The organism is Bernardetia sp. MNP-M8, assembly GCF_037126285.1.
Lineage (GTDB): Bacteria > Bacteroidota > Bacteroidia > Cytophagales > Bernardetiaceae > Bernardetia.
Map to the genome: position 1 here is coordinate 309,007 of NZ_CP147012.1, position 22,799 is coordinate 331,805.

General features: G+C 31.7%; 12 protein-coding genes. 8 read left to right on the plus strand and 4 right to left on the minus strand.

The genetic code is table 11. The annotated features are described in order from the left end of the window. Positions 1 to 93 precede the first annotated feature (93 nt). Positions 94 to 2,463, minus strand: coding sequence for a reverse transcriptase domain-containing protein (locus tag V9L04_RS01315; protein ID WP_338792257.1), 2,370 nt, complete (start codon positions 2,461 to 2,463; stop codon positions 94 to 96). Positions 2,464 to 2,611: 148 nt separating this feature from the next. On the opposite strand from V9L04_RS01315, the gene V9L04_RS01320 reads away from it, so the two are divergent. Continuing rightward, complete coding sequence (locus tag V9L04_RS01320) at positions 2,612 to 3,847, plus strand: hypothetical protein (RefSeq protein ID WP_338792258.1); 1,236 nt, start codon at positions 2,612 to 2,614, stop codon at positions 3,845 to 3,847. Positions 3,848 to 3,938: 91 nt separating this feature from the next. Here V9L04_RS01320 and V9L04_RS01325 read toward each other — a convergent pair whose 3' ends face one another. Beyond that, the gene (locus tag V9L04_RS01325; RefSeq protein ID WP_338792259.1) at positions 3,939 to 9,380 is read right to left on the minus strand and encodes a choice-of-anchor J domain-containing protein; all 5,442 of its coding nucleotides are present in this window, start codon (positions 9,378 to 9,380) and stop codon (positions 3,939 to 3,941) included. A gap of 260 nt (positions 9,381 to 9,640) precedes the next feature. Next, positions 9,641 to 11,350: an alkaline phosphatase PafA gene (gene pafA / locus V9L04_RS01330; protein WP_338792260.1), complete on the minus strand. Its 1,710-nt coding sequence runs from the start codon at positions 11,348 to 11,350 to the stop codon at positions 9,641 to 9,643. Positions 11,351 to 11,627: 277 nt separating this feature from the next. Between pafA and V9L04_RS01335 the strand changes: the two genes are divergently transcribed. The 7 genes from V9L04_RS01335 (at position 11,628) to V9L04_RS01365 (ending at position 19,698) form a co-directional block, all read left to right on the plus strand. Further along, complete coding sequence (locus V9L04_RS01335) at positions 11,628 to 12,092, plus strand: hypothetical protein (RefSeq protein WP_338792261.1); 465 nt, start codon at positions 11,628 to 11,630, stop codon at positions 12,090 to 12,092. A 106-nt stretch (positions 12,093 to 12,198) separates the two neighbouring features. Then, the gene (locus V9L04_RS01340) at positions 12,199 to 13,155 is read left to right on the plus strand and encodes a hypothetical protein (protein WP_338792263.1); all 957 of its coding nucleotides are present in this window, start codon (positions 12,199 to 12,201) and stop codon (positions 13,153 to 13,155) included. 213 nt (positions 13,156 to 13,368) lie between these two features. After that, entirely contained in the window at positions 13,369 to 15,336 is a 1,968-nt protein-coding gene (locus V9L04_RS01345) for a hypothetical protein (protein ID WP_338792264.1), read from the plus strand. A gap of 125 nt (positions 15,337 to 15,461) precedes the next feature. Then, positions 15,462 to 16,388: a LytTR family DNA-binding domain-containing protein gene (locus V9L04_RS01350; protein WP_338792265.1), complete on the plus strand. Its 927-nt coding sequence runs from the start codon at positions 15,462 to 15,464 to the stop codon at positions 16,386 to 16,388. Between the two features lie 196 nt (positions 16,389 to 16,584). Beyond that, on the plus strand, positions 16,585 to 17,256 hold the full coding sequence (locus V9L04_RS01355) for a hypothetical protein (protein ID WP_338792266.1): 672 nt from the start codon (positions 16,585 to 16,587) through the stop codon (positions 17,254 to 17,256). Positions 17,257 to 17,393: 137 nt separating this feature from the next. Continuing rightward, positions 17,394 to 18,587 (plus strand): serine hydrolase domain-containing protein, encoded by a 1,194-nt coding sequence (locus V9L04_RS01360; RefSeq protein ID WP_338792267.1) that lies wholly within the window; start codon positions 17,394 to 17,396, stop codon positions 18,585 to 18,587. Positions 18,588 to 19,065: 478 nt separating this feature from the next. Beyond that, positions 19,066 to 19,698, plus strand: a complete 633-nt coding sequence (locus V9L04_RS01365) for a hypothetical protein (RefSeq protein WP_338792268.1) — start codon at positions 19,066 to 19,068, stop codon at positions 19,696 to 19,698. Between the two features lie 411 nt (positions 19,699 to 20,109). On the opposite strand, the gene V9L04_RS01370 is transcribed toward V9L04_RS01365, so the two are convergent. Next, entirely contained in the window at positions 20,110 to 22,512 is a 2,403-nt protein-coding gene (locus V9L04_RS01370; RefSeq protein WP_338792269.1) for a hypothetical protein, read from the minus strand. Positions 22,513 to 22,799 lie beyond the last annotated feature (287 nt).

Consider the following 22,799-nt stretch of genomic DNA (forward strand, 5'->3'; position numbering starts at 1 on the left):
AGTCTGAAATACTTATAATCTACAACTTGAGTTAGTTGAATAAAAAATTGTAAGGAAAAGATTTGCCTTTTCCTTACAAAAGGAATTAAAAAATTAAATTTCTGATTCAGAATTTGGAGAAAGGCGATTAAAAATAGTTTCTAAAGGCACGAGTTCGGTCAGCAAAAAACGAAATGTTCCAAAACTATCTAATAATTGATAACCATACGTGTATAAAAGCCATTGCCAATAAATCCCTAAACCATTCTGTTTTTTTCCACTTACTTCTGTTCCTCTATCGATAAAATCATTCATCAGTCCTTGCATGACAGGCGTAGATTTGGGAGCAACAGGCGAAAGTTGGCGATTTTTATAAAAAACAAATACATCTTTCAGTTTTGTCTCAATTTGTTTTTTATCTAATCCTTCAAAATTATTTTTGGGTACATCAATCAGATTTTTATAACTCTCAGCAATCGAAACGATATGACAAAAAGGATTTTGTAGCGCAAAACCACCAGCAGTAAGTGACCAATAGTACCACGCTTCAGGAAGGTTTTGAATTGCTTCTTCCATCTGTGGAAACTTTGTTATCAGACGTTTTTTCAAAACTTCAAATATACTTTCTTGGTTGTCTAAAAGCTGTTTTTCAAACTTAGCAACCGTTTGATTAATTTCTTTAATATGCTCTTTTCCAAGTGGATAACCAATAGCAAAACTTTTGAGCAAAAATGAAATATGTGTATTATAGACGTTACACAAATCAAAAATAGAAGAAGTATGATTCAATTGCTTAGATAGCGTGTGTGCAAATTTTTCTACTGCATCTTGATTAATTTTCCAATTACCTTCCTGATTTAGAGAAAGAAACATCCAGTTAGGTAATTGCAATTCTGTATTTAATTCTTCGCTTATTTGTTCTATAAAACTGCTTTCCTTTTTTGCTTCCTTTGGGTTTGGATTTCCAATTCTAACCACACCTATTTTTTCTTTATTGAGCTGCAAACCTGTTATTTTATAAAAATCTTGTAGCGTTTGCCAAGCTGTTTTTGCATCGTCTTCTGAATCACAAAAAATATACATATCATCCATATAACGATAGGTCGAAATTCCGTTTTGTGTCCATAATGCCTTATCTAAAAATAATAATAAAACATCTGCAAGTAAAGAAGAAAATAAATGAGAAAGAGAAATTCCTTGTTGAGTTGTATGAATTTGATTTTGATACAAATAAGGAACTTCAAAATACGACTTAAAAAAGGCTAACCATTTTTGATTAATGCCTAACTCTTCCAAAACAATCAGTAAAGTTTGATGAGGCAAAGTCAAGAAATAGTTTTTGAGGTCAGTTTGAATAACATAACTGGTTGCAGCTTGATTAAGCTGTTTTTGTCTAGTTTTCAAAACCTCTAATTGAGCATTTATTCCTTGAAGAAGTTTAAAATAAGTATCTTCATTGCTGATTACATTGATAATACTGCCATCATATCCACTATACGAATCTTCAAAAGTAACTTGAGAATAATTAATATAAGAAGGGAATTCTTTAAAAGTGATTTCATTTCTAAGCTGTTTTTGCCAATATTTAATGTGATTGTATTCTGCTTCTTTTCCCCAAAAATCTTTTTCCAATAAACTCTCTCTAAAAGCACGACCAAAACGCATTCCTATAATTTCTAAAAGCAAAGATTCTAACAAATCGGTATTCATATACGGTCGCCATTTGTGTTTTGTCCAAAGCACATTGAGTTCTACCCCCTTTTCTGTCCATTTCCAATTTTCAAAATTATTTAGCAAAACTGTAATTGTTCCTGCCAACTCATTTACTAAAGATTCTTTATTTACAATCGAAGAAATTTCTGCTTTGAGTTTTGTATGATGATAGGGATGCGCTTTCATGTGATGCAACATATAAGCAGTTTCTTCTTTGGTTACAGGTTGCAAAAGTTTTTCATCTACAAATTTTTGATTTTTTTCTTTGATTTTTTCCAAATCGTTACTATAAACAGTTATCCATTCTCTCAATTTAGTTTCATTTTCTGAACTAAAATCCGTTACTTTTTCATTAATTAATTCAATAAATTCTTTCTCAAAACCTTTTTTTTCTTGATTGACAGATTTTGTTGTATGCCAAGTATCTTCTAGTGCAAGCCCGAAAACCAAACCTGCTTCTAATCTTAATTTTCCTTGCTCAATTTCATTTCGAAGGCGATTTACCCAACTTTTCAAAAGAGAATCTGAAACTGTATTTGTTTCTAATTGAGATTGAAGAACACTCAAATTTTCTACGTCTGGATGAAGTTGTTTTTGAGCAAAGGTAATTTTACAAAGTCCATCATAAAGAAATTGAAATTTATCTTTTAATTCTGAACTTGTATCTACTTTTTCAATAATGGCATTGTATTGAATATGAAGTTGATGATACTGACGATTGAGTTCGTCCAGTTTTATGCGAGTTACTTGTTGGGAAGTGAGAGTTTGCATAGATAAAATTGGTTTAAAGTAGAATTGAAATAAATTAAAATCGGTAATTTTGATTACTTGATTAACCTATAACAAATGTAACTCAGCAGACCTCAACTGATGTGAGAGGCAATTTTTTATCTAAAAAAAGAAGCATAAAAGGGCAAAAATGACAGAATTTCAGAGTGATAAAAATACAAAAATAGAAAAACTGAAAACCGAAAAAATAGCAATTCTTTCAGTTTTGAAACCTGTCGATGATGTTCGTGCATATCAAAAAATAGCAAAATCAATTTCACATAATTCAGAAAATTCTAAAAAAACAACTCTAATAGGTTTTGAAGCTGCTAATGATTTTGACCAGAAAAACACTGATTCAAACATTAATTTTATAGAATTATTTACTTCTCAAAAAAATAAGAACCGTTTAGGACTTTGGCGTTTTTTTGCTGGCTTTAGAGTTTTTAATCAGCTTTTAAAACTCAAACCTAATACGATTATTGTTTGTGCAGTAGAACTTACACCTTTTACTTTGTTTTTCAAATTTTTATTTAATTCAAAATCAAGTAAGATAAAATTAGTTTATGATTTACAAGAAAATTATGTTTTTAATATTCTGTATCAAGACAATTACCCTCATTTTTTAAAAAAATCAATTGCTTTTTTGATTCGGAGTTTTGAGAAATTTTCGTCTTCTTTTGTTGATTTATATCTTTTGGCAGAACGCTGTTATTTAGAAGAAATATCTTTTTTGAGAAAGACAAATTATATTTTTTTGGAAAATAAATTTTTGAAAGAAAATTTGATTGATACTAATTTTATCAATTCTGATTATTTTAAAACAAAAGAAATTAAGTTTCTTATTTATGGCTCATTTTCAAAAACCTATGGAACTTTAGAAGGTATTTTATTTTTCAAAAAGCTAGAAAAAGAATTACAAAGACAAGGTTTTTCTGCCACTTTAATTTTGGCTGGCTATTGTTCGGATACCGATTATTCTAAAAAAATTATAGAAGCTATAGAAAATAAAAAATCTATTTTGTTGCTAAATAATTCTGTTTCAAAACCTATTTCTCACAAAATTCTATTAGAACACCTTCAACAAACCCATTTTGTAATTTTGCCTTACTCATTTAATAAAAGTACACAAAACTGCATTCCTACTAAATTTTATGAGTGTTTGGCTTATAAAAAACCAATGCTTATTTCTAAGAATCAAAAATGGGAAAACTTTATAAAGCCTTTAGAAGCTGGAATTTTTATTGATTTTGAAGATAATAAGTTAAAAATAGAAAATGAAATAAAAAATAGTATAGAGAAAATACTGTCGCAGTCATTTTACACAAAGTCTATTGATGAAGAAATATGGAAATTTGATCGGGAAATTTTGAGAAAAGTAATTTGATTTTTCTTACTCTATAAATTATAAAACAAAAAAAGCAACCCTATTTCTAAGGTTGCTTTTTTTTATATAAAACTCTATTTACCTAAAATTATTATTTTTCAATAACAATTTTACGAGTAATTATACCTTTTTCAGATTTGAATTGAAGTGTATAAAGAGCTGAAGCATATTTACTCAAATCTAATTGATATGAATTTGCTTCTAAAGGTAGAGCAATTGTTTCCAAAGTTCTTCCCAATTGGTCTGTCAAAATAAGAGTAACAACTTCTGTATTCTGTCCTAAATCAATTTGGAATATTCCACTTGAACTAGGGTTTGGATAAATACGTAGAGCTTTGATAAACTCTTCTTCTTCACCTGTAACCACCTCTGGAATATTGAAAGATGCAGTACGAGTCTGGAAAGTACAACCTGTTGAATATGTAACAAGAGCAGAATAAGTTCCACTTTCTGTTGGTGTAATTGTCTCACCACTCAAACTAGCACTTTCTTCTCCATTGAAGAACCAAACTACACTACTAATTTCAGTAGATTCGTCTGCTGGCTCTAAGAAAAGAGTAGTTTCTGTATTACGAAGATAAGTTGTGCTGATGTTTAAACGCTCAATGCTTACTGAGGCAGAAGAAGCACTTGTACAACCGTTTTGAGAAATAGTAACACTATATGATCCACTTGAACTAGCTGTAATAGAATTACCTACATTACTACGGAATACAACTCCATTTCTGCTCCAGTTGTAAGTAACACCACTAACTGAATCAGCTGTAAGAGTTACTTGTTCACCTAAACAGAATACAGAATCAGAAGCAGTAAATGATATAGGAGCTAAAGAAGTAACTTCAACTTCAATGCTATCACTAGCAGTACAACCATCTTCAGTAACTGTAAGTATATATTGTCCTGATTGAGAAACTGAAACTTCTCTTTCTGTGCCAACAACTACATTATCAAGAGTCCAAGAATAAGCAACATTAGCAGATTCAGTTGCTCTAAGCGTTCCATTATCACAGAAACGAGCTAAAGTACCATTAGTAATTTCAGCAATAGGAGCATAATTAAGAATAACACGACTTCTACTTGAAGTAGTTGTACACGTTTCTCTCATAATACGTACTTGGTAACTTCCACTACCAGTAACTGTATAAGAACTTGAATTACTATCAGTAAGTTCAACTCCATTCTTTAGCCATACATAAGTTGCTCCTGCTACTTCATTAGCAGTCAAGGTAGCACTTGCACCACAACTACGAACAGAAGTACCTTCTGAAATAGTTGCTTCAAATGGTGTATTTACTACAACATCTACTTGGGTACGAGTCTGACTTTCTTTTCCATAAACACCAATCATACTAATATAATAAGTTGTGTTTTCAGAAATAGTAAGCGTTGAATAGTTGTTATTATCAGTCTGATCAACTGCTGTTCCACCTGTTTCTGTTGTATAAACATTAAATATTGCTCCACTTCCACTAAGAACAACACCTGCTGAACCTGTTCCACAACTTGGTGTGGTAGAAACAACAGTAGGAGCATTAGGAAAAGTAGCATCATTTGTTTGAGCTGCTCGTGAAGAACGAACAGAACCATTGAGAGCAAACAATCTATAAGCGTGATAGGTATCTGCTTCTAAACCTGTATGTTCGTAGCTATCAGTAGCACCTGAATTAATAGTAGCAAGAAGTGTGTTTCCTTCATAAAGAAGATAACCTGTTGCACCACCAACAGCAGTCCAACTCAAATCAATTTGTGAAGTAGAAACTCCAGTAGCTACAAAACGAGTAGGAACACCTACAGTTACAGGTGGCGAACCTCCTCCTGGAGTAATTCCACAAGCAGCAGGAGCTGTGATTAAACCTGTTGCAGTAAAAGTACAACCAGCAGAGAAAGATGCTGTTACATCTAGTGCATTTCCATCAGCAACTAAGTTCGTAAGAGTTACTGTTTGTGGACTAGCAGTTGCTGTAAATGTTCGTCCATTTACTACTAGATTTCCTGCTGGATTAGAGTAAGTAACTGTAACAGTAGCAGAATATCTATCATTAAAACAAGCACTCTGACCTACATAGCTAATAGCTGTAATACTACATGGAAGTGGATTACCAATAGCTAAACCACCTGAAGCATTTCCATTACCAAAACCATTATTAATAGTTGCACTAACAGCATGTTCAGTAGTCAAATAAGAAGATGTTGTGATATTATGCTCTGTATTTGTTGCACCATTTGCTGTTGGTGTAGCAGGAGTAATATTACTAATAGCCCCTCCAGTACGTTGCATTTTTGCATCAGTTGTCCAAGAACGTCCTGTTGCAGTTTCCCAACCTGTTTTTTCAGCATCTGTGTAATAAAGAGTAACATCTATATTTTCAGTAGAAGAGTTTGTAGGTGTAATCAATAAAGACTTCTCAGTAAGTCCATTTGCATCTCCTAATGTATTGTAAGTTGCTTGTCCTGTTCCTGCTCTATCAATGGCAACTGTAGTACAACCATAATCATGAGTTGTGTTATTTTCTAGTTTAGCCATTACTTTATCATTAGAGCTAATAACATAAACAGTACTATTTGGTCCTAAATAAACCTGTTTAGAAGTAACCGTATTTTCTACATCATATTCTAATAAACGCTGTCCTGTCAATACAATATTATCCACAGTGAAAGGAGGATTATTACCAACTGAATTATCATTATCCCATCTCCAAACTAAATACAGAGTAGCTTGGTTTTGACAAGCAGCAGGAAGAGTAACATTATAAGCAGTTAAAGCTGGCTTTCCGAAGAAAGGAACAGCATTAGTAAGATTTCCAGTTCCTACGCCATCAGCAGGTCCTGTAATATTTGTATATGGACCAGTTGGAGAAGTAGAGTACATAAGACGACCATAATCCCAAACACTTGTTGTACCACTTTCTCCATTTGACTTATAGTCAAAATTAAGTTGAAGATTTGTAGCTCCTACTGTATTTATAGCTGGAGAAACCAAACGAGTTCTTGAAGTACTAGTATTTGTATATGCCAAAGGACGACTTGTAGTATTATTAGTGATATAAGCACTATTATTTCCAGTCATTCCTCCATTTTCGCCAAATACCCACACATTTGAACCTGCTGTGGCATTTGTTACTGTCCATCCACCTGAAACAGCTCCAACAGTTTGTGCTTCAAAATCTTCTGTAAAGATAGTTTGAGTTACATTTTGTGTAACATCGTCATTATCATTTACATTTAATGTATGAATAGTATTTGTTCCTAAGATAGCATCTGTACCTACTACTGATAAGGTCAGTTGTAAAGTTTCTGCTACTTCAAGCGCATTATCATTAAATACTCTTACGACTACATTTTGTGCTGTTGTTGCTCCAGAAGCGAAAGTAAGCGTTGGAGTTTGAAGTATATAATCTTGTGTGGCTGTCATTGTTCCACCTGTTATAGCTACATTTACTGTAACTGCAGAAGGAGGAGCAAGCGTGATATTAACAGGAATATTTAAATCTTCATACCCTCTACAATCAACTGTACCAGTAGTAGAATTTTCTGTAATGGTAGTTGCAGTGGTTGCAAACTGAATTTCAGGACGAGCATCATAGATTCTCACATTATCTATCCAAAGGTTATTTCCATTTGCATTGGTAGTAACAAATCTTATTTTGATACTTTGTCCTAGATAAGCATTTAAAGAAGCAGCCTCTCTACGCCATTGGTTTGCTGCAGTTGGAATAAAAGCAGCTGTTGTTGTTCCAGTCACGGTTGCAAGAGCAGCTCCTGTTTTGCTATAAATAGCTGTTGGTTGCCAAGTTGCTCCACAATCTGTTGATACTTCTATACGTAAGCTTTCATCTCTAGTTCCACTAGTATTTCTTCTACGATACGCTAAATCAAATTCTATTCCTGCACTTGCTAGACCTGCGCCTGTTAAGTCAATAGAAGGAGAAATCAAAATATCTTCTTGTCCAGACCCCGTATAGGTATGATGTCTTACCAAACCTGCTTTAGTACGAGCACCATTCGAACCTACCAAAGTAGGAGAAGCATCAGTTACCCATAAATTACAATCATTTCCAGGATTTTGGCGTTCCCAAGAAGTTGGAGGAAACGATGCTCCTTCAAAATCAGCTACAATAGGCAATGTTCCATTTCCTAATGTAAAAGTAGAGTTTGATAAATCTGAATCTGTGAAAGGATCTACAAGACCATTTGGAAGAATAGAACGAGCTTCAAAAGTATGATTTCCTAAAGCAACACCTGTGATGTTATTTAAAACAAGATCTACAGTACCATTTGTAGCTACATTTAGTCCTGTAAAGGCTTGACTTGTAAAAGCTGCTCCATCAATACGATACTCAATAGTTACACTTGTTAGTGGATTAGTACCATAGTTTTTCACACGAATAGAGGGAGTAACTGTAGAGCTACAAGCATCTCCCATAGGTTTTAAAACTGCTAATACACCAGCATCATCTGTGTTAGGTGGAATAGCTGCCACTGAATTAATAAGTGAGAAACGAGAAGTTTCTAAGATAGTACGCATACGAATTTTTTGATCATTTGTAAAGATATTCATACAAGCATCATCAGAATAATCCATATAGTTTTCTACCATATCACGTCTATCTACTGGAGTGTCTGTACAAGAATTTGCTGTAGTAGCACATCCAAAGTTAGAGCCACTAGCAGTAGGTGTATCAGCACAAAAATCATCTACTCCACAGCCACCATCTCCCCAGATATGACGAAGACCTAACCAGTGTCCAATCTCGTGTGTAGCTGTTCTACCTAAGTTGTAAGGTGCACCTGAACTAGGCACAGTTTGTCCACCTACTGCGCTGCTAGTCTGAACAACTCCATCAGTAACTGTACTAACAGGATTACAATCCATTCCACTCAAAGTAGTTTGTGGGAATTGTGCATATCCTAAAACGCCACCACTAAGAGGCGCACACCAAAAACTCATATATACACTTCCATCATATCCTTGTGTTGTTGTAGTATAAGGTTTAATGTTTGCATCTACATAAGTAGTAGAATAAGGAGGAGCTGTAAACCCTGCAACATTTCTATCAATACGATTGACTCCTATCTCAGCACCAAAACCTGTTCCATCTGGTTTACGTTGTGCTAAACGGAATTCAATTTGTGTATCAGCCCCAACAGGATCTGTATTAAATCCATTTGTACCTGCACGACGACGAAAGTCATCATTAAGTGTTTCAATTTGAGATTGAATGAGAGCATAAGAAATATTATCCCCTGTACCAACAGGTTCTCCATTATGAATTACGTGAACAACAATAGGAATAATATAAACTCCATTTACAATATGCTGATTTGCTCCACCTTCTTTTTTCTCTTTAATGATTGGAGCTAACATATTCTCCATATCTTCTAGCGTTCCTAATTCGGGGTTATTGGCTCTTAGAATTGCATCTTGCTCCATAGTAGCACAACGAATGACTCCGTTCTGTTGAGCAAAAGAATTACTCATAGCAAAGAATGTAAGCCAAATTACTCCTAATATAGGTAGTAGTAATTTCTTCATAAACTTATTTTGATTAATTAAATTAATTGAATTGAGAATTAAAATTTAGAAGTTTGTCAGTATGATTAACTAAATTAATCACATATCTAAACTTCATTAACAAAAATATAATAAATTTTGGCTTATTCATAATATTATTTTTAGAATGTTCGGTAAAATTCAAATTTCACCCTACTTTTTTAATTATTTTAAACAAAAAAGCAAATCCTCAGTAAGAATTTGCTTTTTTGTTTTTACAGAAAAATAGTATTATTTAATAATTACTCAAAAATTTCTATAATTGGGTTTCCGATACAACCACTTGGTTGTTGAAGATGTAGTAAAGATGCTAATGTGGCTGCAATATCTGTAATTTCTACTCTACGGTGAGTATTTCCTTTACTAATGTTTTTACCAAAAAATAAGAGTGGAACTTGTGTATCATATGTATAAGGGGTTCCATGTGCAGTACCTCCTTTTTTATAATAAGAATCCATATAACCTGATTGAAAAAGAAAAGCTACATCAGGTGAAAGTTTAGGATTAAATCCATTTTGAACGAGCTGCATAAATCCAGTTCTCTGAATTTGTTTACTTAGTTCAGTTGATGTTATGGCTTGGCTAATTCCTTTTTGAGTAAGTAAAAAATCTCTTGTTTTTTGTTGTATCTCTTCTAAAGAAATCTTTTTTTGAATAATTAATTCTCTATTTAAAAACACATCTTGATCGCTTAGATAGGTTACAAACTCACCTTTTCCATAATTTTCTTCTAAAAAAGTGTTTAATTCTACTTTCATAGAATCCCATTCAAAATAATCAGCATCAAATTGTAAATCGTGTAAATGAGAAGGTGTTGGTGCGCCTGCATGGTCTGCTGTCAAGAAAAGCGTATATTCTCCCTCCCCTATAGTGGTATCTAAAAACTCAAAAAAAGCAGCTAGTTCTCTATCTAATCTTAAATAAGTATCCTGAACTTCTACTGAATAAATTCCGTAACGATGTCCCACATAATCTGTAGCTGAAAAACTAAGTGTCAAGAAATCAGTAATCTTATCTTTTCCTAGTTCCTCTTTCAAAATAGCCTCTTGTGCAAAATCCTTTAAAAAACTATTTGCAAGTGCAGTATAAGGAAACTGTCTATATTTTTTTGCTCCATCATATTTATCTATAAAATAAGGAAAAGTAGCTTTTTTATCTTTTGTAGGCATTGCTTCGTAGTTATTCTCATCTGGAAGACTAGCTGTATAAGATGCTAAAGGTAAAAGTAATTCCCAACCTTTTTTTATATACGTATCAGGTAGCTTTTTATCATTAAAATCATTTACCCACTCAGGAAGTTTATCAAAATAATAAGTGCTACTAATCATTTTTCCTGAGCTTGCATCATGCCAATATGCTCCATTTGGAATATGTCCTGCTGGTAAGATTGCACTTCTATCTTTAATAGAAATACCAATTACTTTAGCTTTTTGGTTTGTTGCTAAACGAAGTTCATCCGTAATTGTACTTGTTTTGAGATTACGAGGCGACATTTTTCCATTTTTATCTTCTGGATTTCCTGTTCCAAGCCCTTGTACATTCTTGTCTTCTGTACAATAAAAAATTCTGTTTTCAGCTCTACTATACCAATTATTATTTATTATTCCGTGATTGGTTGGAGTAGTTCCTGTAAAAATAGAAGCATGCCCTGGGGCTGTATTGGTAGGTGTATAATTATAGTGTGTATTTTCACACGAAAATCCATCATTCAGAAGTCTTTTGAAACCATTTTCAGAATATTGATTATAAAATCGATATAAATAATCATAACGCATTTGGTCTACCACAATTCCGATAACAAGTTTGGGACGTGAATCTATTGGATGTTGGTTACTATTAGTATCTGTTTTAGGCTGTGTTTGGGTTTCTGTCTGACTAAATACATTGTTTGTAAATGTCACGACTGTAAAGATACAACAGATTATTGCTGTTGTTTTTTTTATAAAACTCATGGTGCTGGTTGAAATAAATTGAGGGAAATTTTTCAATGCGTATTGAAAAATAAATAATTAAATGCAAAATTGCTCAAAAGTAATTATAAAGACAAAACAAAAACGAGAGTTTCACACATTAGTAAAACTAATTATGTTATATTCCCTAATATTGCAGGAATAAATTTATAAATTAAAATTCTTCTTTAATAGAATATATAATTTTTAAGTAATTTTGTTCTTATTCTATTTATTACAGATTTTATGGTCTGTATAAATTACAATAACTATCAAAAAAATGTCATCTAAAATTAAAAACATCTTATTTCTAGCTTTATTCTTAGCTAGTTGTAGTAACTCAAATAATACACAGAGTACTGAAAAACAAGATTCACAAACAGTTGAAAATCAAACTAAGGAAGAAGAAACTGTTTCTAGTAAAACAGACTGTTTTAGAAAGGAAACTCTCTTTGCTGATGGTTCGGGAATGAAAGATATAGAAGAATTAAATCTAACCATAGAAAACCAAAAAGTAACAGGTATTTACAACTGGTTGCCTGCTGAAAAAGACCAACGAAAGGGAACTTTTGAAGGAACACTAGAAGAAAATACAATACAGGCAACCTATACGTTTATGCAAGAAGGAAAAACAGAAACTACTTCTATAACTCTTGTTTTAGAAGACAATAAAGTGACAATTAGTAGCTCAGATGAATCGCTAGGAATAAACACCACACTTGAAAAAGTAGAGTGTCAAAATTAATCTTTTAATCAAGTTTAGTAATAGCAAAATACTTAAAAGACAAAAGATTGCTTTTAGTATATTTGTAAAAAATATCCTTTTTATAGAATAGCAAAAAAATACATCTATGAGTAAAAATTCATCTCCAAGTTCGAATACAGGTTTTTCTCTCAAGTTACAACTACTTGCACTTTTAGCTGTCGTGTTATTGTTGGGTATTTTTTTTGCAATTCCTTCTCAAAGTTCTTCCTCTGATAAATCTATCATTAATGAGACAAAATATGCTTTAGAAGATACAACAGGAATTACAAAACTTGTTTTGGGAGAACAAATACTTACTCAAAGTACAGCCAATTCAAGCCAATGGCTAATGAATAATGACTTTGTTGTTGATGAAGAAATGATAGCTTCTCTTTGGGCAATTATGCAACGCATTGAAGTCAAAAAACCTGTTTCAGAAAGTATAAAAGATGATGTTATTAATAGCTTTCTTTTGAATGGAATTAATGTAGAAGTTTTTAAGGGTGAAAATCAAATCCGAAATTATAAAGTTTGTACTCACGAAGGCGAAACGTATGCTATGTTAGCAGAATCAACTTCTCCTTATTCGATTTATATACCTGGATATTATTTACAGATTAGAGATATTTTCGATATTCGTCCTTATGAATGGCAAGACCGAACACTTTTGGCTACTACACCAAATACATTTCGTTCGCTTTCCGTTTCTTATCCACAAAATCAAGAAGAGAGTTTTACAGTAGATTTTACAGGAAAAACATTTAAAATAAGAGAACTAGCAGAAGCAGACACCAATAGAATTTACGAATATCTGCCTTATTTTAGTCAAGTTATGGGCGAACAGTATGTCAAAAATGATAATCTTCAAGATTCTTTAAAAAATATTTCGCCAATCGCTATTTTTTCATTGAATGATATTAGAAGCGAAGAACCTCAAAAATTAGAAATCTATACAGCTAGAGGAAAATATTTTGTTTTGTTTAAGAATCAATTATTACTTTTTTCTCCTCAACTGGCTGATATTATCTTAAAAACAAAATCTGATTTTAGTAAATCAGAATAGATTTTAATGCTATTTTACAGAAATAAAAAACAAATCTTTCCTACTAAAACTCAAATCACAACCTAAATGATGATAAGATTATACTTATCACTGTTTAGGTTTATTTTTTTATGAAAAATTTATACTTTTTTTCAAATCTTCCGTTACTTATAAAATAATATGTTTGTACAATGTTATTCTTACTATCACTAACTACTCCAACTACATCTACTTATGAAACCTAAGCCCCAAAGTAAACCTTCTTTAAAGAATCAAAATTATTTTTATCTTGTTTTTTCTGTTCTACTTTTAGTCAGTTTTTCTAGCTGTCAGACACAGCAAAACGAAAAGTCAAACGAGGATTCTTCTGAAACAGCAAACACACTTCGCCCAAATTTAGATAATGAAGATGAGCGAACAGCATTACTAGAAAATGATGCTTTAAATTCTTCAACTAATTTTGCTCAAAATAAAAATAAGGATGAGAGTAAAAGAACGTTTTCAGATGATGAATTAGATTCTTTTTCTTCTGCTGATTCGGCTACCTTTTTTAGTCGTTTTGCTCCCAAAACTCAAACTTTCAAAATCATTAATAATGGAGAGCAAGATATTTTTTGTGATTTAGGAACTTATATTCATATTGATTCTGGTTCTTTTCATTTTAAAGATGGTTCACCTATTACAGAGCCTATTATTTTTGAGGTAAAAGAATTTTATGACAAATCAACAGTTTTGCTTTCTGGACTTACCACCAATACAAAAGGTGGTTTTTTGGAAAGTGGTGGAATGCTTCACTTAAAGTCTACTTCTGATGGAAAAGAAGTTCATTTAAAAAATAAGATTGATATAGAAATGCCTAGCATTAATACTCAAAAAAGAAATAAAAATGGAATGAGTGTTTATTTGACTTCTTCCACTAACGCTACTGCAAACTCTGTTTCAAATCCTCCCTCTGAATGGTCTGATACAAAAGAAAAAATTAAATTACAACGCATTCCTAGAAAAAGAGATTTTTATAAAACTGTTTTTCTTTTTAACAAAGAACTTCCTGATTACGAACTAAGTGGTGTAAAGGATTGTGAATGTGGAGATGTACAGATAGTTTCTGAAACGGTAGAAGCCCTTTCTGAAAATTTGGATGTAACAACGAGTAAAGAACATGAAAGTAGCTTTAGAAAAGTAAATCACAGAAAAGTAACAACTAAAAATAAAGTCCTAAAAAACAGTTACTACTACAATAAAAAACAATTTTTGAGCAAAGATACGAGCTTCCTAGAATTGTATTCAAAAGTTTCAAGAGAAATTTATCCAAATAATGAAGGTGAAGAAAGGTATGTTTATGATACTATTCAATTAGCTGTTGAACTTGGAAAAAAAGGAACAGCATTGATTGTAGATGAGTTGTATCAAACAAACCATTCTCTTTCTCAAACTTCTTTTATTCGCACTGTAAACTCAGGTTCAGGACTTCGTTTTACTACACAATTATCTTCAATAAGAAGTTGTAGCCAAGATAAAAGAAATTTCTATGTTCAGTCTTTGGATATTTGGAAAGAGATATTAGAACAAGGAGAAAACGAATTTAGAAACTGGAAAAAAACACAACGAGATAGCGAAGAAAATTATACTATTTCCTACAAAAAACGCAAAAATCCTATTTTGGTTTGGACAGCCATCGTAAAAACGACAGCAAAACCATTTAAGGAGGATGTTCAAGTTGTCAGAAGAAGAGAGTTTTTTTACAAAAAAGCATTAGAAGAAAAGCAAGCAAGATATAATGAATTTAGACAATCCATCATAGACAGTTATAACGCAATAGCTGCAAAAAATGTAAATAATGTATCAACAGCTACACTTGAAACATACATTATGCGTGTCAGTGATATGGGTTGGATAAACTGTGATAGATTTTATAGTGTTCCTGATGATGAAAAAGTTGATTTACTTGTCAATTCATCTAGTCCTGTTAGAATTATATTCAATAACATTAATTCAGTCATGAAAGGAGATAATAGAGAAGGAAAAAACATCTTTGCATCTATTCCCAAAGATGAATCTATTACTGTTTTCGGTATTCGTAAAAAAGAGGATAAACTGTTTATGGCTCTCAAAAACACAAAAGTTTCTACTGACCCAATAGACTTAGAATATAAAGAAGTTACTTTTGAAGAAATGCAAAAAGCTCTTACTTATTTGAATTAATATAGCTTTTTATAAAAAAATCATTTATTTCTATTCTTAAAAAGCCAATAACTTATAAAAGTTGTTGGCTTTTTTCTAATTTACAAAATCAAAATCCATTTTGTTCTGCCTGCTTCTTTTAAATTATGTCCAAAAAAGTAATTTCTACATATTGGTTTTTTATTTATTATACACTTTCTGCCTTAGCTGTCGTACATATTGGTAATGATAATACTTTTTCTGAATTATTAAATAATCCTAGTTATTATACAGACCTCATATTTTCACTTGTATTAAGTTATTTATGTGGATTTTATTTATACTTATTTTATAAAAGATTAGATGCCACTCATTTTTATAAATACGAATTTTCTACTAGAATAAAAAAGCAATTTTTGATGGGAATATTTCTCCCTCTGATTTTGATTATTAGTATAGAAATTTTGTATTTAATTTATTTATTAGAAATTCCACTTCATACAAGTTCTGTATTTTATCTTGAATTACCTTTAGTTTTTATGTTCTTATTATTGGCTAATACAGCTTATTTTATCAATTTTGAATTAAAGAATAGAAGTGAAGTGTTGACCAAAAATTTAGAGAAAAAACTAGAAAAAGAATTGGAAAACAATCTTAAAATAAAGGTAGAGCAAGAAACCAAAAAACTTACAGAAGAATTAACAGCCAAAGTAGAAACAGACTTAAAGACAAAATTAGAAGAACAAAAAAATAAACTTACTGCCTATTTTGTAGTCAATCGTGGACACGAGTTTATTAAAATTCCTGTTGAAGAAATTGCTTTTTTTGAGCTTTCAGAAAAAAATATGTATCTGACTACGTTTGAAAGCAAACGCTTTCATCAAAAAGAAAAGTTACAACATTTTTCTTCGCTTCTTTCTCCTCAAAATTTCTATCAGCTCAATCGTCAAATTATTGCAAACCGAAAAAGTATTATTGGCTACGAAACTACTACTACTCGCAAACTCAAAATTAATCTTTCTCCAAAAAGTTTGGAAGAGCAGTTTGTAGCCAAAGCAAATGTTTCTAAGTTTTTGGAATGGTATCAAGTTTAGTTAGAAATTGTCAGGAGAACACTGACGAGAGCAAAGGTATTAAGATTAAAAACATGTCCGTTTCAGTTTCAAAAATGCCCTTTTGAGTATTTTAAAATGGTTTTTTAGGTTAAATAATTATTTTTTATCTTTTTGCTTAGTTAGTTTTGCTTAATCAAATTTTCAAAAATTACTTTTAAGCAATTCTAAAAATTCAATGAAAGCAAACAAATTCCAATCTATTTTCAGCAAACAAAATCGTATTTTTCAGTTTTTGACTTTTCAGTTTTTGATTTTACTTAGTTGTCTTTTTTATTTTAGTCTTTCTTCTGCAAATGCACAAAAAATTCCTGTACAGATTTCGATTTTTAATCAATCAACAGCTATTCCTTTTACTCGTTTTTTTACTACACCTGTTCATTTGGGTCTACAAGTTGGAACAGAATTCAATTACTCAAAAGAGTATTATTCCAACTTTCCTCAAAAATCTCATCACTGGTTTCAGACAGTTAATGCTTCCTATTTTTATCACAAAGATTTAGCTCAAGGAATTGCTGTTTTTAGTGAGCTAGGTTATGAAAAACGTTTCAAATTTGGTTTAGCCCTTCAAGCTCTATTAGGAGTTGGCTATTTACATACATTTTCTACACAAGACGAATTTGCACTTGTAGATGGAGTTTATAAAAAGAAAAAAGATAGAGGAAATGGACGTTTGTACCCTACTTTTTCACTTGGTGCTGGCTATTATCTCAAACCATCAGAAAAATACAGTACCAAATTATTTGTTCGCTATCAATCTTGGGCAGAATATCCTTATTCGCCAGGTTTTATTCCTATTATGACTCATATTAATTTCCATGTAGGTTACAAATTTTTTGTTTCGAAATAAAAGAACTTATAAGTCGCTCATGTACGAACAACAGCAAAATTAATTTTCATCATTAAACCTGTAATTAAGTCATAATACATGAAATGTTCATTTCATAATTCATAATTTTTAATTCGTAATTCGTAATTATTTCTCCTATGTTCAATCAAAAAATCAATTTAGTATTTCCTCTTCTCTTTTTCATTGTTATTTTTTCTTCTTGTAAAAAAAGCGAAGAATTAAGTGAAAATTTTTATACCTGTTCGCCCATCTCAAATGATAGCAGCCAACAAAACCAAAATCATCAAAAATATGAAGAATTTATGCAGCAGTTAGTCTCCAAAGGAATTCCTAGCGTTTCGATGACAATTTATAAAGAAACAGACGGACTTTGGAGTGGTGCAAATGGAAAGGCAGATATTTTTAATGACATCAATTTACAATCTTGCCACCAAACTAGAGTAGGTTCGACTGTAAAAATGTTTACTGCCGTTACGGTTTTGAAACTTGTAGAAGAAGGAAAACTAAATTTAGATGATAAAATTGCTGATTATGTTTCGGAAAGTGTTATTTCTAAATTAGAAAACGCTGATAAGGCAACCATTAGACAACTTCGGAATCATTCAAGTGGAATTTATAATTATATTCAAAGTCTAAAATTTCAAACGGCTTCTCTAAATGATTTTGAAAAAACGTGGCAGCCTGAAGAATTGCTAGATTATGCGTATGGTCAAAGTGCCTATTTCGAAGTAGGGGAAGATGTGTATTATTCCAATACAAATTATATTTTGCTAGGAATGCTAATTACAGAAATTGAAAACAAGCCATTCTATGAAGTCTTTGAAGAAAAGATTTTTATCCCTTTAAACTTAAAATATACAGCGTTTGCTGCTAAAAACCCTGTTCCTAAAGGATTGGTAAGAGGTTATATAGATATGTATTCAAACTTTAATCTGACAGAAAGCACTTATAAAAGTGGTTGGGATTATTTTACTGCTGATGGTGGTCTATTATCCAACTCTCACGATTTAGTTATTTTTTTTAAGGCTTTAATGAATGAGGAAATTATCAATCAAAATAGTCTAGCTGAAATGCTGACTGTATTTGAACCCAAAGAAAGAGATGAAAACTTTTTTCCTATTTCTTATGGTTTAGGAATTTTTAAAGTCGAAACGCACAAGGGAACGGCTTATTTGCATAGTGGAGATGCCGTTGGATATTATGCTAATATGATTTATTTTCCAAAAGATAAAACGATTATTAGCTATGCTGTCAATGGAAATTATGGAAGTTTAGACCAATATATTTCTACAAAAGAAGCAATGACTACCTTTATTGATTTAGTAAAATAACGTGAACTCGGAATTGTACTTACTGATTATCAATTAGTTAATCTACTCTTTTTAATCTTCGGTGCTGCCCTTTTGGTCTGACCTTAATTAAAAGTAGGTCAGTCTAGTTAGAGCAGACCGAAAGTAAATCTGTTTTTTTGATTTGGTGGAAAGTTATTAGATTTGTGCTGTATATTTGTTGTTGGTCATTGTAACGGCAGGCTGAAACTAAAGACCTACAACGACGTGAAGAAGTCTTTAATTCCACATTTTTATTTAAATTATTACATACAAATACATAAAATCAGAGTATATTTGGATTCTAAACAAAAAAATACCTACTGATTTTGCAAGTCTAAGACTTGCTCAAATGATAAATCGTAGTCATAGACAACGCTTAACGACTATTTTTCAGAAGACTATGACGAACGGAGGGTAGAGTATCTAGTTTTTATTAACTTTAGTATTTTAATAAAATTACTGACTTACCAATTAGATTATGTACACTACTATAAAATATTTTATCCTTACATTCTTGTCATATGTGATTTCTAACTTTGCTTTTTCTCAAGCAGGAGTTTACAAAACTCATGAAGATTACTTGAATAACAATTTAACAGACTATGGAATCTATTCAAGTGTTTATCATATTTTAGGACATTTTACTGTTACATTTGAAGATGAAAATGGAAAGAAGACAGAAATAAAAATAAGAAAAGGAAATATTTGGGGATACATAAATAATGATGGAGATGTATATAGAGTAAATGATAAAGATGACCCTTGTAAAATTATAACTATTGGAAAAATAGTTGTTTATGGTAATTATACAAAAGCAGGTTATACCACAACCACAGTAACAGATTCTAGAACAGGATTTCCTTCTACTCGTACATCTGCTAGTTTTTATTCTTTCGGTACAAATGAAGAAATGAAATTTTTATCTAAAAAAACTCTCAAAAAAGAATTGAAAAAAAATAAAGATAAAGAGAGTTTGAATATGTTGAAAAAAGTTGGAGTTTTTAAAGGTTATTCATTAATGGAGTTTATAAATGATTATAATAGAAAGTTTGGACAAGAAGACCCTAATAAATTCAAGATATTTTTGTTTGACGATTTTATAAATAGATAGATCAGAATTGATATAAGAAAATATTTAATCCCCAGCCGTAGCGGTAAACTGCTGTCGCTTGGCTTTGCCGAGTGACTACTATGTATTCGGCATTCTGCCGTGTATTTGTATTTCTAAACTAGTACAAATCTAAGAGGCTGTTTGATTTAGTAGTTTAAGGTAAAAATGAAGGAAACTCGTTTTAGTCAAGGCATTTTTGAAGAGAATAGCAGGACTATTTGATGAAAAACAACTAGAGAGAGTAGAGTAGAATAGACTAGACTAGAATTTGACCATTTTTAAACAGAAATAATTAACTCAAACAGCTTCTAAGATTTTAAAGGAACACATTAAAAGTTAAAATCAAAAAACTGTATAACTAAAATACAAAAAAACCGACACTTCGAAAAGTGTCGGTTAAGTTATATAAAATTAATCCACCAATAATTTAGTAACGGCTGCTGTATTCATTGCCCATTCTTTGGAATAAATTTCATCAGCAGGGTTTTCAGTGTCATTAGTTTCTACGATTTCTAAGTTTTGTGCTTCGGCTTTCAACAGTAATAGATTTCCGATGCTTAGTTTTGCGTTTAGCTTTTCTAAAAGAGCTTCTACACCTTTTGTATTAAGCTGTCCCACAACTTGTCCTTGAAATGAAAGTTCTAACCAAACGATTTCATTTGCATCAATATCCAAAATTCCGAAAACTAAACCTTTTGTCAATGTTTTTTGAATTCTGACTTGATGCTGAACACACGAAGGGTCATAAGCAACACCTGTTTTTTCAGAAATTTTCATTGGAAATTTACTGTTCATCCAACCCACAACCAAATTTGGTGTAATTGCTCCATTTGAGTACGCATTACAAGTAAATGTAACGTATTTCGCACCTCTTTTTCGTAAAGTTGCTACATTGATATCGATATATTCTGCCGTTCCAACTTTCTCTGGAATAGAACGAATATCGCCACTATGCTTACAACCATCAATAACCAAATTGCTATACGAACAGATTTCATAGAAACCTCCGTATTGATTATAGTCTTTTTGTGAATTGTTAACATTAGGTTTGTAAGCTACATGACAGCTCAAGTCCATATCCAAATGTTGAGCTTTCAAGCCTTCACCCCATTGCATAAACAAACGCACAGTATCTCCTTCAATATCAAAACGAGTTCCCATAAGCGCAGAAGGCATATCTTGAACAGTTTCGCTTCTATCTCCAATTGAAACTGGAATTTTGAAAAGCATTGGGTCAATAAAAATCGTTTTATTTTTGTTTGTTTGACCAGCAAAACGTTTTTTCATTGCCAAAATACACATTTCTTCAATTCCTTTTTTCATCGATTTCAATCCTTCTTCATCATACAAAGAAAGTAATTGATTTTTAGGAATATTTTTGTTTGTTCCACCTAAAGGCTTAACGGCACGAGTTCCACCTTTTGTGAAATACGTTTCTGCATACGTATTGAGCGTAAAGACAAGACGAGCAGGAACTTTATCAATTACTTCTGAAAAAGCCTCCAAAACATCATCTTTACCAAACCAAAGCATATTTGCAAACAAAGACCTAGCAAAAAGCCCAGGGCGTTGCTTCAAAAGTTGCATTGTTTTTTCTACATCAGTTCTCAATCTGTAAGCATCTACTTTTGATTGCCACACTTGATAATCTTCGTTATAGAATTTATCCAAAACAGTCTTTAATTTCTCAAAACCTGCTTTTCTGCTGTATTCTGCTAGACGCAAAGCACGAATAAAACGAACCCACATTTCACGTTTTGGGTGCATGGCTTCACACATCGTATCAACATTCATTTCTAAATTATTGAGCCAAGAAGCCACCATAAAACATTCTTTTCTTGAATATTTTAGTTTTAATTCAGTTTTTGCTGTTAGTTTTGCAACTGCGCTTTTATCTAAATTTGGCACAATAACACTTCCAATATGTTTGTTATTCTTTGCTTTTCTCTCTACAATTACTTTTGGCTTTACAATTTGTAAAAAACCAGTGTGTTTGTACCACAAATAACGCATCACATCGACAGGTGATTTGAAATAAACTTGAGCTTTCTGAGCTTTACCAAGTTCTACTAAATGAGAAATAACTACCATTAAAGTTTCCTTCATTTTAATTTCAGACTTTGGCAATTCTTCGTCTTTGTATGCCTCAATCATTTTTTGTAAGCTATCGACTTGTGTCGCATCAAGAGCCGTTTGAGAAGTCAATAAATCCTCAAAATAGGCTTTTGCTTCCTTATCTGCCCACAAAGAAAGAATTTTAAGCTTACTTCCTTGTCCAAAATTAGCATCTTCTAGCTCTCCAAATTTAAAAGGAGTTCCACAGAAAGGACAACCATTGTAACGCTCTAAAGGAAATGTATTGGCAGGAATTGTATGTCCACAGGCTAAAGTAGTTCCTCTGTTTTTACCATTCTTATCTGCAAATAAATTCACAAACCAAGTAATCAAATGGTCAGTAATATCTTCACCTGTTGGCGTATCCCAACCTTTGACTAAAGGAGTCCAATTTTTGTTTACACCCATTATTGTTTTAAACTTATCAGCAATCATAAGCTGATAATTGGTTGGCAAATTATTGAGAGCCGTCAAAAGTTTTTCATCTACTCCATAACCTAATTTAGCCAAATTAGCTATCAAAACAGACGTAGTTTGTCTTAGTTTTTTGTCTTCTGCATTACTGATTTTATCACCTAATTTATCATTAATCTTATCATTGATTTGGGCAAAATCAGTCATTACATAAATTGCTTCGTTACGAACAGCAACAGAAGAAATATGTGAGAATTTTGTAGTTGTTGGAAGTGTTGTTTCCATAAGTTGTAATTATTTAAAATTTAAAAATAGGTAATTCTAGAACTGGTAATCATTAAAGGTGATTTGCCTTTTGGGCAAAAGAAGTAAGTCCTAGTTGACCTGAAATTTATTTCTGAAAGACAGATAAAAATCAAAAAGTTAATCTCAAAACTGTGAATTGCCTCTGCAATTCGACTTTTAAGCGAAAAGAAGTAAGTTTTGATTGAACTATTTTTTCTTCGATTTTATTGTATCTATTTTTCTTGCCAAGTGGGTAGGATTGATAGCCTACTCAAAAAACAACACAA

Excerpts from the sequence above, each read along its gene's own strand:
- V9L04_RS01335 (WP_338792261.1), top strand. The coding sequence starts at position 11,628 with ATGTCATCTAAAATTAAAAACATCTTATTTCTAGCTTTATTCTTAGCT.
- V9L04_RS01350 (WP_338792265.1), top strand. The coding sequence starts at position 15,462 with ATGTCCAAAAAAGTAATTTCTACATATTGGTTTTTTATTTATTATACA.
- V9L04_RS01370 (WP_338792269.1), bottom strand. The coding sequence starts at position 22,512 with ATGGAAACAACACTTCCAACAACTACAAAATTCTCACATATTTCTTCT.
- V9L04_RS01365 (WP_338792268.1), top strand. The coding sequence starts at position 19,066 with ATGTACACTACTATAAAATATTTTATCCTTACATTCTTGTCATATGTG.
- V9L04_RS01325 (WP_338792259.1), bottom strand. The coding sequence starts at position 9,380 with ATGAAGAAATTACTACTACCTATATTAGGAGTAATTTGGCTTACATTC.
- V9L04_RS01345 (WP_338792264.1), top strand. The coding sequence starts at position 13,369 with ATGAAACCTAAGCCCCAAAGTAAACCTTCTTTAAAGAATCAAAATTAT.
- V9L04_RS01320 (WP_338792258.1), top strand. The coding sequence starts at position 2,612 with ATGACAGAATTTCAGAGTGATAAAAATACAAAAATAGAAAAACTGAAA.
- pafA (WP_338792260.1), bottom strand. The coding sequence starts at position 11,350 with ATGAGTTTTATAAAAAAAACAACAGCAATAATCTGTTGTATCTTTACA.
- V9L04_RS01355 (WP_338792266.1), top strand. The coding sequence starts at position 16,585 with ATGAAAGCAAACAAATTCCAATCTATTTTCAGCAAACAAAATCGTATT.
- V9L04_RS01340 (WP_338792263.1), top strand. The coding sequence starts at position 12,199 with ATGAGTAAAAATTCATCTCCAAGTTCGAATACAGGTTTTTCTCTCAAG.
- V9L04_RS01360 (WP_338792267.1), top strand. The coding sequence starts at position 17,394 with ATGTTCAATCAAAAAATCAATTTAGTATTTCCTCTTCTCTTTTTCATT.
- V9L04_RS01315 (WP_338792257.1), bottom strand. The coding sequence starts at position 2,463 with ATGCAAACTCTCACTTCCCAACAAGTAACTCGCATAAAACTGGACGAA.